Origin of the sequence: Streptomyces sp. NPDC002809 (assembly GCF_040295435.1) — a bacterium.
GTDB lineage: Bacteria > Actinomycetota > Actinomycetes > Streptomycetales > Streptomycetaceae > Streptomyces.
In genome coordinates this window covers 36,054-50,543 of sequence record NZ_JBEOVJ010000006.1, presented here as the reverse complement: position 1 = coordinate 50,543, position 14,490 = coordinate 36,054, and the positions used below count along the sequence as shown (strand labels likewise).

Here is a 14,490-nt window from a genome sequence, read left to right as displayed (position 1 = left end):
TTACTATGCCTAGTGACGGGCCATCCGGCACGTCGTCGCCACACACGGCGACAGGGGAGGAAGCCCGGTGCGATTCCGGCGCGGTCCCGCCACTGTGAGCTTGGTCCCACCGGCCGGGCGAGTCAGGAACTCCCTTCCCCGCACACCCGGCGCAGGCCGGGCAGGGGAGACCCTTTCGACACCGCCCGGAGCGTGGACACCCCGAGGAAGGCCAGACGCCGCATGATTCTGCTCCTGTCGACGTCCGACACCGACCTGCTCAGCGCCCGCGCCTCCGACGGCCCGGTCGCCTACCGCTACGCGAACCCCTCCCGGCTCCCGCTCCAGGACCTTCCGCAGCTCCTGGACGGCGCCGACCTGGTCGTCGTACGTCTTCTCGGCGGTGTCCGTGCCTGGCAGGACGGCCTCGACCAAGTCCTCGCCACCGGGCGCCCCGTCGTGGTCCTCACCGGGGAACAGGCACCCGACGCCCAGCTGATGGCCGCCTCCACCGTCCCGATCGGGATCGCTGCCGAGGCACACGCCTACCTCGCCCACGGCGGACCCGCCAACCTGGAGCAGCTCGCCCGCTTCCTGTCCGACACCGTGCTGCTCACCGGCCACGGCTTCGAACCGCCCGCACCCGCCCCCTCCTGGGGGCCGCTGGAGCGCACGCCCCGCGAGGCGGCGGACGGCCCCACCGTCGCGGTGCTCTACTACCGCGCACACCACATGAGCGGCAACACCGCGTTCATCGAGACCCTGTGCCGGGCCGTGGAGGACAAGGGCGCCCGCGCCCTGCCGCTGTACGTCGCTTCCCTGCGCACCCCGGAGCCCGAGCTCATCGACGCCCTGCGCGCCGCCGACGCGATCGTGACCACCGTCCTCGCGGCGGGCGGTACCCGGCCCGCCGAGGCATCGGCGGGCGGTGACGACGAGTCCTGGGACGCCGGCGCTCTCAGCGGCCTCGACGTCCCGATCCTCCAGGCGCTCTGCCTCACCAGCTCCCACACCGACTGGGAGGGCAACGACGAGGGGGTCTCGCCGTTGGACGCCGCGAGCCAGATCGCCGTCCCCGAGTTCGACGGCCGGCTGATCACCGTCCCGTTCTCCTTCAAGGAGATCGACGAGGACGGACTCCCGGCGTACGTCGCCGACACCGAGAGGGCGGCCAGGGTCGCCGGGATCGCCGTACGGCACGCCCGGCTCCGCCACATCCCGAACGACGCGAAGCGCCTCGCGCTCGTCCTGTCCGCCTACCCGACCAAGCACTCCCGGATCGGCAACGCGGTGGGCCTCGACACCCCCGCGAGCGCGGTCGCCCTGCTGCGCCGGCTCCGCTCCGAGGGATACGACTTCGGTACGGAGGAAGTGCCCGGCCTGGCCTCCGGCGACGGTGACGAGCTGATCTACGCGCTGATCGAGGCGGGCGGCCACGACCAGGAGTGGCTCACCGAGGAGCAACTGGCCCGCAACCCGGTCCGCATCCCGGCGGCCGACTACCGGCGCTGGTACGCGACACTGCCGGCCGAACTCCGCGAAGCCGTCGAACAGCACTGGGGCCCGGCCCCCGGCGAGATGTTCCTGGACCGCTCGCGCAACCCGGAGGGCGACATCGTCCTCGCCGCCCTGCGCCGCGGCAATCTGCTCATCCTCATCCAGCCGCCGCGCGGCTTCGGCGAGAACCCGATCGCGATCTACCACGACCCCGATCTGCCGCCCTCGCACCACTACCTGGCCGCCTACCGCTGGATCGCCGCCGGTGCCGAGGACGGCGGCTTCGGCGCCGACGCGATGATCCACCTCGGCAAGCACGGCAACCTGGAGTGGCTGCCCGGCAAGAACGCCGGCCTGTCCGCCGCCTGCGGCCCCGACGCGGCGCTCGGCGATCTCCCCCTCGTCTACCCGTTCCTGGTCAACGACCCGGGGGAGGGGACCCAGGCCAAGCGCCGCGTGCACGCCACGCTCGTGGACCACCTCGTACCGCCGATGGCCCGCGCCGACAGCTACGGCGACATCGCCCGGCTGGAACAACTCCTGGACGAGCACGCCCAGATCGCCGCGATGGACCCGGCGAAGCTTCCGGCGGTCCGCGCCCAGATCTGGACCCTGATCCAGGCGGCCAGGCTCGACCACGACCTCGGGCTCGAAGGCCGCCCCGAGGACGAGGGCTTCGACGAGTTCATCATGCATCTCGACGGCTGGCTCTGTGAGATCAAGGACGTCCAGATCCGCGACGGCCTGCACGTCCTGGGCGGCGCGCCCGCCGGCCCCGCCCGGGTCAACCTCGTCCTCGCGATCCTGCGGGCCCGCCAGATCTGGGGCGGTACCACCTCCCTGCCCGGCCTGCGCGAGGCGCTGGGCCTGGACGAGTCGGCGGCCACCCGCACCGCGGCCGACGACATCGAGGAGCGGGCCCGCGTCCTGGTCCAGGCGATGGAGGACGCCGACTGGGCGGCGGACGCCGTCGCCGGGGTCGCCGCCGGACACCCGGAGGCCGTCGCCGACATCCTCGGCTTCGCCGCCCGCGAGGTCGTACCGCGGCTGGCCGGCACCACGGACGAACTCGACCACTGCGTCCACGCGCTGAACGGCGGCTTCGTCCCCGCCGGCCCCTCCGGCTCCCCGCTGCGCGGCCTGGTCAACGTCCTGCCGACCGGGCGGAACTTCTACTCCGTCGACCCCAAGGCGGTCCCCTCCCGGCTCGCCTGGGAAACCGGCCAGGCCCTGGCCGACTCGCTCCTGGAGCGCTACCGCACCGACAACGGCGACTGGCCCACCTCGGTCGGCCTGTCCCTGTGGGGCACGAGCGCGATGCGCACCGCCGGCGACGACGTCGCCGAAGCCTTCGCCCTCCTCGGCGTCCGCCCGGTCTGGGACGACGCCTCGCGCCGCGTCACCGGCCTGGAGGCGATCCCCGCGGCCGAACTCGGCCGCCCGCGCATCGACGTCACGCTCCGCATCAGCGGCTTCTTCCGCGACGCCTTCCCGCACACCATCGGCCTCCTCGACGACGCGGTCCGCCTGGCGGCCTCGCTGGACGAGCCCGCCGAGCAGAACCACGTACGCGCCCACACCCAGGCCGACCTCGCGGCCCACGGCGACGAACGCCGGGCCACCACCCGTATCTTCGGCTCCCGCCCCGGAACGTACGGAGCGGGACTCCTCCAGCTCATCGACTCCCGTGACTGGCGCACCGACGCCGATCTCGCCGAGGTCTACACGGTCTGGGGCGGCTACGCCTACGGCCGCGAACTCGACGGCCGCCCGGCCCGCGAGGAGATGGAGACCGCGTACAAGCGCATCGCGGTCGCGGCGAAGAACACCGACACCCGCGAACACGACATCGCCGACTCCGACGACTACTTCCAGTACCACGGCGGCATGGTGGCGACGGTCCGTGCGCTCAAGGGCAGTGCCCCCGAGGCGTACATCGGTGACTCCACCCGCCCCGAGACCGTCCGCACCCGCACCCTGGTCGAGGAGACCTCCCGCGTCTTCCGCGCCCGTGTCGTCAACCCCAAGTGGATCGAGGCGATGCGCCGCCACGGCTACAAGGGAGCCTTCGAACTCGCCGCCACCGTCGACTACCTCTTCGGCTACGACGCCACGACGGGTGTGGTCGCCGACTGGATGTACGACAAGCTCACCGAGACGTACGTCCTGGACCCGGTCAACCGCGCATTCCTCCAACAGGCCAACCCCTGGGCCCTCCACGGCATCGCCGAACGCCTCCTGGAGGCCGAGTCCCGCGGCATGTGGGCCAAGCCCGACCCCGCCGTGCTCGACGCCCTGCGCCAGGCGTACCTGGAGACGGAAGGAAATCTGGAGGGGGAGGACTGAGCCCGGAGCGCCTCCGGCTCACGCCGGAGGCCCACCGGCCGGCGGGCCTCCGCCGCCCCGCCGCACCCCGTCACAGGAAGAGGAACAGGGCCGCGATCAGCACGACGATCAGCCCGACAGCACAACTCACCACACAGCTCGCATCGTTCGTCCGCTCGGTCAGCCGGTCCCACCGGCGGGGGGAATCCGGGGCGGGCGACGAGAGGGCCGGGGCGGGGGAGGGGCCGGGGGCGTGGGCGGACAGGGGTACCCGCGCGGCCTGGGGAGGCGGGAACTGTGGGGAAGGCGCCGGGTTCTGTCTGACCATGTCCCGCAGGAGCTGTTGCCAGACGACGGGCGGCAGATCGGGGGCCCTGCCGCTCGGCGGGTCGGTGATGCTCCGCCGGATCCAGTTGCTCGCGGAGGGATGGCGGTCCCGGCACATCCGGTGCACCAGCTCCTGGAGTTCGCGCAGATAGCGTTCGTCCCGGGCCAGAGGCGCGACGGCCCAGGTGAACACGGCGGCCGCCTGTTCGGCCAGGGCGGTCCGTGAGATGTGCTCCGCGCCCTGTCTGTTCGGCGTGAAGTAGAGGTTGTTGCGCAGGACGTTCTCGCACAGCTCGTGCCGCATCGACTCCTGCCGCGTCCCATCACGACGGGGGTCCCCCAGCTCCCTCAGCAGCAGGCCCACGGACTCCTGCGGCAGCTCGCCGGACCGCAGTTCGTCCAGCAGCAGCTCGTCGGGGGCGTCGCGCAGGCGCTCCGCGAGCGGACCGCCCCCGATGGTGTTCCCGGGCCGGTGGGCACGGAGATCCTCGTGGAGTGCCGTCTCGCGGCTGTACGGCGGACTGCCTTCCGCGGGTCCTGCGGGCCGGGGCACGGCTGGGCGGCCCGGGTACGGAGCGGCCGCGGGGGCCGGTGGACCGACCGGGGGCGGGGGAGCCAGGGGCTGTGGGAGCGGGTCCGGGCGTCCTGTGGGCACGGACGGGCCGGGGAACGGTTCCCGGTCCGGGGCGCGGTCTGCCTCCGGAGGCCCGGGCGGGGCGATGGCGATGCGAGAGGCGTGCCGCCGGCCGCTGTCCAGGAGCTCCTCGAACAGGACGCGCCGCTGGGGCCAGTCCAGTGCCGCGCCGTCCCTGAGAGCGCCGGTCAGTTGCGGCACACCGGGTTCTTCCGCCGGATGGGCGAGGAGATGGTCCACCAGCTGCCTGGCCACCACGAGTTCGATGGTCTGCCTGCCCGGCGTCCGCCCCGTGATCCGGGCCAGCGGACCGGAGCCGCCCGCGTCCGGCTCCCAGCGCGACACGCACATCAGGCGCAGCCGGTGGGTGTCGGCCGTGTCGTACGTGGCGAACGTCCATTCCCGGCCCAGCCAGGAACCGAAGAGCCGATACGCCCCCAGATACAGCAGCGGCACGTCTTCCGGGGCGAGCCCGCCGTTCGGGTCCGCCCCGTCCGTGAGGAGCGAGATCCGCCGCTCCGGGTCACGCAGCCACGCGGCGGCGACCAGGATCAGGGCGCGCCGGACCGTCTGCAGCCGCTTCGTCATCCGGGGCAGCCGCGGGGACACCAGCGCGTCGAGCCGTGCGTACTCCACCGCGTTCAACTGCCCGGAGGCCTTTTCGGCGGACTCCCGGTTGCCGACCCATTCGCCGTCGGCGAGCCCGAGGCACTGCTCGGTCCCCAGGGTCCTCGGGTCACCGATCAGGACATGGCTGACCGTGCTGGGCCGGCCGGCCCGGTCCGTGGTGGGCCAGCGCCGGACGAGCATGACGCTTCCGTCGGCCGAACGGGTGCGCACGACGCTCCTCTGCTGGGCCGCCGTACCGGGCACCCACAGCAACGAGCCCAGTTCCCTGCCCAGTTCATCGGCCCGGTCGGCCGGGCAGGAGTGGGCGACGGCCCTCATGCCGGTGCCCTGGCGGCCCTGGTTGCCCTCCCAGCGGAAGACCGCCTGGTGCACCGGACCCGGCTCGTCGTCGCGCCGCCGGGCCTGTCGGCCGTCCTGTTCACGAAGGCCGTCCTGCTCGTGGAAGCCGTCCTGCTCGCGAAGGCCGTCCTGTTCGCGAAGGCCGGCCGGGTCCCGGTGAGCGGGCCTCCGGTCCTGGAAGTCGCTCACTTCGTCTCCTCTCCCTGGGAATCACTCGCTTCCGGCAGCGGTACGGCTTCCATCGTGGGTGTCTCCCCCACGGCGAACGCCTCTGCGCCGCCGGGCACTTCGATCAGGCCGTGCATCGCCAGCAGCGACAGCAGCGGCTCCAGCACCCGGCGGGGACCCGCCCCCACCGGGTAACGGCCGTGGGCCTCCTGGCCACCGGTGGCCGAGGAGACGTGCAGCGTGCACCGGCGGATCGTGTCGAAGGGGCGCAGCCACGCCTGCCCGGCATGCCTGCGCAGCAGTCCGTACACGTCCGCGCTCTCCTCCAGTGCCTGCGCGGGGTCGAGCGAGGTGGGCGGGTCCTCGCCCAGCCACCGGTCCACGGGAGGCTGGAACCGCAGGAGGTCGGCCTTGCCGAGCACCATCGCGGCCGCCACCTCCAGATAGGGGCCGCTCTTCGGCAGCCGGTCCAGGACGGTGGCGAAGGCGAGATCGCCGTCCCGGTTCACCTCCAGCCCCCAGCGCTGCCTGGCGTGGTCCAGTTCGGGCAGCGGAAGGGCCAGCGCCGGGTCGACGACGAAGACCATGGCGTCGACCCCGAGGAGGAAGCGGAGCGCTGCATCGGTCCTTACGAGGTCCTCGCCCCCCAGGTCGAAGAAGGCCACCGGGCGCACCTGCCCGTGCGCGTCGGTGATCAGCAGGGATTCCACGAAGCGGGCGAAGCCGTCCAGGCCGACGCCACCGGTGTGGTCGAGGACGTTGCCGTTGCGCAGCGGCTGCACCCGTTCCCGTACGAACCGCGCGTGCTGCTCCGGATTGACGGACTGCCACTTCAGGCCGAACGGCTCCAGACCGCCGTCGGTGATCGCCGCGATCATCTGGGTCAGGAGATGGCTCTTGCCGGTGGAGGACTGACCGACCATCGCGATGGTCAGCGGCCGTCCGTACGTCAGGTAGGGCACCGGAATGAAGTGCTCGGGGAACTCCGGATCGGCTGTGCACTTCTGCACGGCACCGCGCATGACGTCCTGGCGCCGCAAGGGGTTGGCGATACCGGAGGGGTTCAGCGGCTGGTACTGCATTCTGCTGTCGGTGACGAACAGTGAGGTGACATCGAGCTGGATGTTCTCCAGGCAGTAGGGGCAGACCACCTCGCCGGTACCCGGCCCGGCCGGCTCGTGCGGCGGCTCGGCCGCGGGCGCCTGCCGCTTGAGACGCAGCGCCTGCTCGAAAGCCTCCCGGTGAGGGCTCGTCCCGTCGGCGGGCACGTCGAGCGCGAGGCGCCGGGAGGCGCCCGGGGCCAGGAGGTCGAGCAGCCGGGCCGGCGTCGGCCGGTCCTTCGCGAGCGGGGCGAACGCGCCCCGCAGCGTCTCGGCGAGCACCCGGTGCGCGGCGAGATCGGCGGGTGCCCGGTCCGTGGGGCCCGGTCGCCCGGTCACCAGCTGGTAGAGCACCTGGGCGACGCTCCACACCCCGTCCCGGGGGTCGGTGAGCCCCTCCCCCCGGCGTTGTTCGGGCGAGCAGTAGGGCGCCCGGCCCCACCGGGTCCTCGGCCGGCCGGTACGGACCGCCCCCTCCAGTCCCCAGAGCTGGAGGGAGGTGCCGTCCCACAGCACGGTGCCGGGCGAGATGCCGCGCAGCACCAGGTCCTGGCTGCTCAGCAGGCACAGGGCCTGCATCAGATCACGGGCGAGCACCCGCTGATCGCTTGCGGACATCACATGGGTGCGCGCGGCAGGGACGCCGCGCGGTGCCTCGTACAGCAGATACGGCTCGGCCGCGTCGAGTTCGTGGCCGATGATCCGCGGGAAGAGCGGTGCGTAGGGCGAGCCGTCGAGCACCCGGTGCAGATGCAGGGCAGTGCCCGCCTCCGTGTCGAGCAGCGCGCGCGCCGCCGGATTCGCGGCGTCCGCGGCGGTCAGACGCACCTGGACGCACTGCTGGCCCTGGTCGTCGAGCAGGGCGTTGCGGATCACCTGGGGAAGTTGCGGATCGCGGCGGGACCCGCGGCCGCCGAAACGGACCGGGGCGGTGCGATGCCGCCCCGAAGGGGTGCTGAACGTGAGCGTGGCCTGCTGCGGGCTCGACGGATCCGCCAGGTGCGAGTGAGAGGTGCTGGTCACCAGCGGTCGCCGTCCCTTTCCTCGTACTCCAGCCAGTCGGTCGTCTGTTCCTGGGGGCTGTGGTGGGGCCGGACGTTCTCCACCACACCCATGCGCAAAGGGGTGAGCCGGATGAGACCGGCGTACCGGCCCGACGACGTCCACAGCACGTCCTGAGGCTGGAGCGCACCGCTCGTCCGCCAGGCCATTTCGACCTCGCCCCGTACCGCCTGCGGTGCGAAGCGCAGCCAGACCGTCGCCTCGGGGTCGCGGCTGAGCAGCATCCCCTGCTCGGGTGAGGACAGTTGAACCACGGCCTGCCGGTCGGCCTCGGCGCCGACCAGTTCGGCCACCCCGTGCGGGTCCGTGCCCAGCAGGTTCGCCGACGTGCTGCGGGTGCGGTGGCCGGCGGCGAACGGCGGCGGTGCCAGCACCCCGTTGCGCTGCAGGTGGCGGCGGGCCGCGGACAGCAGATCGCGGACCCGTTCCTCGGTGCGCCGGACGGCGAGGGTGCCGGCCTGGCCGCGTTCGACGGCGCCCCAGTACGGGTTCATCGCGACCAGCGCGGCGTCCGTCAGGTCGGCGGCCAGGGTGGCGACCAGCTCCGATCCGCCCTCACCGCTCTCACGGTCCAGCCAGCGCGGAGTTCCGGCCGTGCGGTCCTCCCACGGGTCGGCCGGCAGGGCTGCGGCATCCTTCTCGGACTCGTCCCAGGAGGCCTCCTCCTGCCAGGCGTACGCGCTCGCCCAGTCGGCGTCCTCGTCCTCGGGCGCCGCGAAGGTGTCGGCCTCCAGGGGGGAGGAGCTGTCCAGCCAGTCGTCGGCGGTGGGCGGCTCCGCCCGGGACCCTCCGCGGGCCGGGGTCCGCTCCGGCTCGGGTACGGCCTCGGCGTCCGCGGCAGCGGCCGTGGCCCGCAGCATGCCGGCGACGGACCGTGCCGCGTCGGCGCAGTACAGGCGTTCCTCCGCTGCCCAGTGCTCACGGACCACATCGGCCAGCAGACCGTCGAGTCCGTCCAGGGCCCCGCGCAGCGCTGTGGCACCCTGGCCCGCGGCCCAGTATCCGGCTGCGGCGTCCCAGAGTCTGCGTGCGGTCTCCACCGCGACGCCGAGCCCCACCAGCAGCCCGGCCGTGCTCAGCCAGAGCGGGGGATCCGTCGTGTACGCGATGACCAGCCCCGCCGCGGCGCCGGCGGTTGCCGCGACCCGGGTGCCGATCGAGCGGTGTCCCGCGAGACCGTCGCGCAGCCGGGTCGCGCTGAGCCCCGCCACGCCGAAGAACACCAACGGGACGATGACCGCGAGCGCCGCGAGGGGACCCTGCCACAGGCCGCCGAGCAGTCCCGCCGCGGCGGTCGCGGCCGTCACCGGCGCGCCGGTGACGAAGTCCGGCAGCGGGCCGCCACGCGCCCCGGACCGCCGTGCCACGGCCTCGGGGGAGTGGTCGGCCAGCTTCGGCAGCAGCACGGAGCCCGGGACCGGTTCCACCTGTCCGGCCAGCCCCGTGAAGCGCTGGGCCACCGCGCGCAGGGCGAGCCTCTGGCCCAGCAGTTTCTGGGCGAACTCCCGCAGCCCCTCGCCGATCCGCTCGCCCACACCCTCGGCGGAGGGCACCCGCAGTCCGAGGGCCGCGAGCCGGGCCGCCGCTTCGGCGGCGGAGGGTGCCGTGCCGGAGCCGCCATCGCTGTGCAGGGCGGTGGTGACGAGCTCCCGGTAGTCGCCGAGCGCCTCGCGGGCCTGATCGAGATCGGCCTCGAACGCCTCGCGGTGCGAGGCGCGCAGCAGCCCTGTCAGGGACCGCAGCCCCGCCAGCGTGTTCCGGGCGTGGTCCAGGGCTCGTGCGCACGACCCGTACGCGCTGTCCGCCATCCCGCCCGGTTCCCGGTGCCGCTGGTCGCGGCCGGACCGGCCCGTGGCCAGCCCCCGCAGCGGCTCCGGCAGATCGGCCCCGGACCAGGCGGTCATCGGCAGATCCGGAGCGAACTCGGTGTCCTCGCCCGCGAACCGGCTGAGCGCATCGCGCCAGGCCCGGTCACGTACCTCCGGTGGCAGGTCCTGCTCCAGCAGCCGGACCCCGGGCGCCCCGATGGCGTCCGGCAGCGACCCGAGGTCGTCCATCACCCGCAGGAAGACGTCCGGGACCGACAGCAGGTCCACCAGGACCGCCAGCGCGTCCGGGTCGTCGGGCCCGGGCTGTTCCAGTGCGGTGCGGGCGGAGCGCAGATCGCCCGCCCACAGCAGGGCGATGCCGGAGGCCCGCAGTATCGAGGGCCGCACCAGGCGCCGGTCCGGCTGGAACGCCTCGTCCTCACCGGCGTACGAGCCGGGCGTGCTGCCCACCAGCAGAACCAGCATCCTCACCTCGCCCACGGCGCGGTAGGTGGTGAGCAGTTCGTACTGCCGCTGGTGGTCGGTCAGCCCGGTCGGGGTGTCGACGACCAGGAACAGCGGGTGATCGGGCTCCGGCAGCCCGGCAAGGCCCAGTTGGCGCGCGACCTTGGCGCGCAGGGGCGGAGCGGTGTCGAGTTCCGCCGCTCCGGTACGCAGGTCCAGGTGGATGACGGTGGCCACGTCCTCGCGAGTGATCACTCCTCATCACCGCCCACGGGGCCGCGGCGGTGGCGGTCGTCGTCCCCCCGGTGACTGCCCCGGTCGTCGGGGTCGTCGTCCCAGGGCACCGAGGACCTGCCGGTACGGGGCGCGCCGTCGGCCGAACGGTCCCCGGGTGCACGGCGGGGGCCGGTGCCGAACGGGTCGCCGTCCGTGTCCGTCTTCAGGGAGTCATACGCCTCGTGCTCGCCGTAGCCGTCGCGGTCACGCCGTGCCCCGTCGGTGTGTGTCTCACGGGTGCCGTACGCCTCGCCGTCACCGGAGGTGCCGTAACCGCCCGAGGTGTCGAAACCGCCTGAGGTACGCGGCGCCTGGCGGCCCCTGTTGCTGTCGTCGTCCCAGTCGTTCGTCCGGGTGCGGTTGTCGCGGTCGCCCCGGTCGTCACGACCGCTACGGTCACCGCGGTCGTCGTGGTTGTCGCGGCCGCCCGGTCCGGAGCGGTACCCGCCGTCTGGATCGTCCCGGTATGCGTCGTCGCGTGATCGCCCGCCGGTGGTGGTGCCACCCCGGTACGTCTCGCCGGAGCCGGAGCCGGAGCCGGAGCCGGAGCCGGAGCCCGAGCCGGAGCCGGAGCCCGAGCCGGAAGCGGTGGCGGAGGCACGTGGTGCGGTGCCCCAGTCGTCGTCATCGGCCACGGCACGCCGGGGCTCCGGGAACTCCTTGCGGGCCCGGGGCTTCGGCGTACCGCCGCGCACGTGCTCCAGCAGGGTGCGCAGGGTCGGCTGGATCGCGCGCTGGTCGCCGAACTCGGCATCCAGCGCCGCCGGAAGCGTCTCCGCCCAGAACTCCCACAGCGGCTGGACCCATCCCTCGACCCGCTCGCCGCCCCGCTCCCTGCGGTCCGCCAGCAGTTCGATCTGGCGCGGGGCGATCTTCTCGATCAGTTCGACGAAGAGCGGATGCGGCTCGCTGCCGCTCCTGGCCAGGCCCAGCGGCTGGGCGCCCATCAGCTCCCGGCAGTAGTCCTCGACGGTGCGCTCGTCGTCGAGGACGGTCCAGCGCTCGTACGCCCGCAGCAGCTCCGCCCAGCTCGACACACCACCGGGGAAGTCGCCCAGCCGCAGCCGGACGCCGGGCACACTGCCGCCCGTCTCGGGGAACAGCCGCAGCCGCACCCGGTCCGGCGACCCGGAGTCACCGTCCACGACATCCACCTGGCCGTTCCACATGCAGCACAGCAGCCGGTGCAGGATCGTGCGGCGGTCCTCCTCGCTGCTCACCATCCAGCTGTCGCGGTAACCGAGCCGCTGACGCCAGCGCAACACGTCCTGGGACTGCTCCGATTCCTTCGCCCTGGCCCATTGGCGCAGCACCTTGCGCGCCTCGGGCACCTGCGTGAGGCTCATCTCGCTGCGGAAGAGGACGACGGTGATCGAGTCGCTCTCCACCCCCCGGAAGTCCACGGAGTTCTTCGCGTCGGAAGGCAGCCGCAGGGTCTTGCCGAGGTACTCCTTCACCTCGTCCACGGCCTGCACGCGCGGGTGGGTGACCAGGACCCTCAGCGGCCCGGTCCCCTCGGGAGTGAAGCCCACCGGCAGCAGCCCGGTGAGCTTCCGGCCGAACAGGTCCAGGGCCTCCTTGCTGACCTGGTCCGTGGCGTCCGCGTCGCCCGCCGCGGCGGCCAGCAGGGTTCCCATGGGCGGCAACAGCGGGCGTTCCTCCAGCTGTTCACCGCTCTCGGCGAACAGTCGCGTGATGCGGCCCTCCAGCTGTGCCTTGACGACCGCCACGGCGGTGTCCGGGTTGCGCCGGCTCAGCGAGTGGACCTTGCGCCAGGTGTCCCCGTCGATCATCTTGAGCAGGAGCGCGGCCTCGTCGTCGTGCTCCCGCATCCCTTCCCGGCGGATCAGCCGGGTGACCAGGTCCTCGTAGAAGTGGTTGAGGGTGCGCTGGGGCGGCAGCAGATACGAGATGCCGGTGCGGTCCTCGTACAGTTCGAGGCCCTTCTGCGCGGAGACCTTGCGCTCCTGGTCGGAGTGTTTGCGGAAGGCGTTCACCAGGCGGCCGAGGTCGGTCCCGGCGGCGTCCGCATGGGACTGCCAACGCTGTTGCTGCTCACGCCAGGCCTCGTGCCACACGGTGCGGCTGCGCCACTGGTACCAGATGTCCTGCGCCCGGAGAGCGGTCTGCACGTCGTCGTCGCCCCAGCGGGCCGGTGACATGCCGGCCATCCGGCCCTTGATCCGCGGGTTCTTGGGCGGCTGCTCCGTCACACCCGGCGGGCGCTGCGGGGCGCCGGCCCGGTGGTTGAGCATGCCCAGGAAGCCGAGCCGGGCGATGGGGTCGTCGCTCTTGGGGACGCCTCTGACGACGCGCTCCGCGAGGAACGGATCGACGGTCTGGAGGAGTTTGTCGATGGCGGGGCGCGGGGCGAACCGGTCCGCCATCGAGGCGGCCTGACGGTCGGCGACGGACTGGAGGTCGGACAGCAGCCGCTGCATGTCGGCGCTGCGCTCGGCCAGCGCCTGCTCGATGGCCCTGCTGCCGCGGGGCAGTGGATCGGGCTCGGGCACGGCCAACTGTTTGCGCTCCCACAGCTCTTCGAGCTGGGCGTCGGCGAACAGCTGCCGGATCATCGGTACGGCGGTCTCCCGCAGGGTGGCGCGCGGCCGTTCCACCAGGTCCGTGACCGCCTTGCGCAGCAGCCGGCCGGCCACCAGGTCGGCCAGCTGGTCCATCGGCGCGGTCATGGAGGCCACCAGGCTGGTGGAGACTCCCTGTCTGCCGATACCGGTCGGGGACACGGCGCTGCGCTGCACCCCGCGGTTGATGAAGCTCGCGGCGAACGTCTGGAAGTCGTCGTCGGCCGCCGTCGCCCGCCCCCGGGAGCGCCCGTCGCCCAACTCGGTGCCGATCAGCGACATCACCAGGGAGACGATGGAGCGGCGCAGGTCGTCCTGGCGGATGCCCGCGGTCGGACTGAACAGGAACGCGGTGGGCAGGATGCCGGTCCGCAGCCGGATCGGCGTCATGCCGGGATAGCGGATGCCGAGCCCGGGACTGTGGTCCAGGTCGCCGATCTCCTCCCCTTCCGTCGGCGCGTTCTGCCCGTCCACCAGACGGAACAGGTCGACCAGGGCGCGGGCCGCGTTGAGCTCCGCCTCCCGCCCGCCGCCGCCCGACGTCGAGAACGAGGACGGCATCACGACCAGCGGGTAGATCTTCACCCCGTCGAAACGGCGCAGCTGGAAGGCGTAGTTGATCAGGTGCAGGTAGTCCAGGAAGATCCCCGCGCCGGTACCGCCGGCCACCGAGAAGGCGACGAACACATCGCAGCCGGTGGCCTTGCCGCCCCCGAGTTCGCTCAGCTCACCGGCGGACCTGGCGATCGCGTCGATCGCCTGGAGCAGCGGTTCGAGGACCGGGGCGAGGCTGTGCCTGAGGGTCGCGAAGAGGGCGGCCCGGCCGACGGTGGGCAGCTGGCCCGCACCGTTGTGGAGCGGGGTGACCTTCGGCTCGTCGATGCGCGGCGGAAGCCAGTCGGCCACCTCGTCGCGCAGGCTCGCCCGCAGCATCTTGGTCACTTCGGGCGAACTGTCGAAGTTGGGGAGCAGGTTGTGGGTGGCCCGGGAGGTGCGGGCGTACGCCGCCCGCAGCGACGGGTCGACGTTGAACTGAGGCAGTCGCTGCAGGTCGGTCTCGCTGTAGTCCGCGTACACGAACTGCAGGCAGTCAGGCAGTTGATAGGGGGCGTGGTCGCCCAGGTGGCTGAGCGCGACACCGTCCGGACCACACAGTTCGGTGCGCAGTTTGCGCTCCAGTTCCGCGCCGACCAGACCACCGGTGCCGCCCAGTCCGACGAAGAGCATCGGCTGGAAGATCTTCATGGGTTCCTCCCGCTTGCGGCCGTGTCGGCCGCCGGTTCGTCCTCGGTACGTCG

General features: G+C 72.9%; 5 protein-coding genes and 1 riboswitch. Of the genes, 1 reads left to right on the top strand and 4 read right to left on the bottom strand.

Features of this window, described 5'->3' with window-relative positions; translation table 11 throughout:
- Positions 1–35 precede the first annotated feature (35 nt).
- A riboswitch (cobalamin riboswitch) is annotated at positions 36–132 on the top strand.
- Positions 133–222: 90 nt separating this feature from the next.
- Positions 223–3,822 (top strand): cobaltochelatase subunit CobN, encoded by a 3,600-nt coding sequence (cobN, locus tag ABT025_RS05830; protein WP_350990281.1) that lies wholly within the window; start codon positions 223–225, stop codon positions 3,820–3,822.
- Positions 3,823–3,892: 70 nt separating this feature from the next.
- Here cobN and ABT025_RS05825 read toward each other — a convergent pair whose 3' ends face one another.
- Genes ABT025_RS05825 through ABT025_RS05810 form a run of 4 tightly spaced genes read right to left on the bottom strand, consistent with a single transcriptional unit; the run spans position 3,893 to position 14,437 of the window.
- Positions 3,893–5,920 carry a hypothetical protein gene (locus tag ABT025_RS05825; RefSeq protein ID WP_350990279.1) on the bottom strand — a complete coding sequence of 676 codons (2,028 nt, stop codon included), beginning with the start codon at positions 5,918–5,920 and terminating at the stop codon, positions 3,893–3,895.
- Positions 5,917–8,022 carry a serine/threonine-protein kinase gene (locus ABT025_RS05820; RefSeq protein ID WP_350990277.1) on the bottom strand — a complete coding sequence of 702 codons (2,106 nt, stop codon included), beginning with the start codon at positions 8,020–8,022 and terminating at the stop codon, positions 5,917–5,919. Before ABT025_RS05820 ends, ABT025_RS05825 begins: the two co-directional genes overlap by 4 nt.
- A complete protein-coding gene (locus ABT025_RS05815; RefSeq protein ID WP_350990275.1) occupies positions 8,019–10,589 on the bottom strand; it encodes a hypothetical protein in 2,571 nt (856 codons plus the stop codon). Before ABT025_RS05815 ends, ABT025_RS05820 begins: the two co-directional genes overlap by 4 nt.
- Positions 10,586–14,437, bottom strand: coding sequence for a tubulin-like doman-containing protein (locus tag ABT025_RS05810; RefSeq protein ID WP_350990273.1), 3,852 nt, complete (start codon positions 14,435–14,437; stop codon positions 10,586–10,588). Before ABT025_RS05810 ends, ABT025_RS05815 begins: the two co-directional genes overlap by 4 nt.
- Between the last annotated feature and the right edge of the window lie 53 nt (positions 14,438–14,490).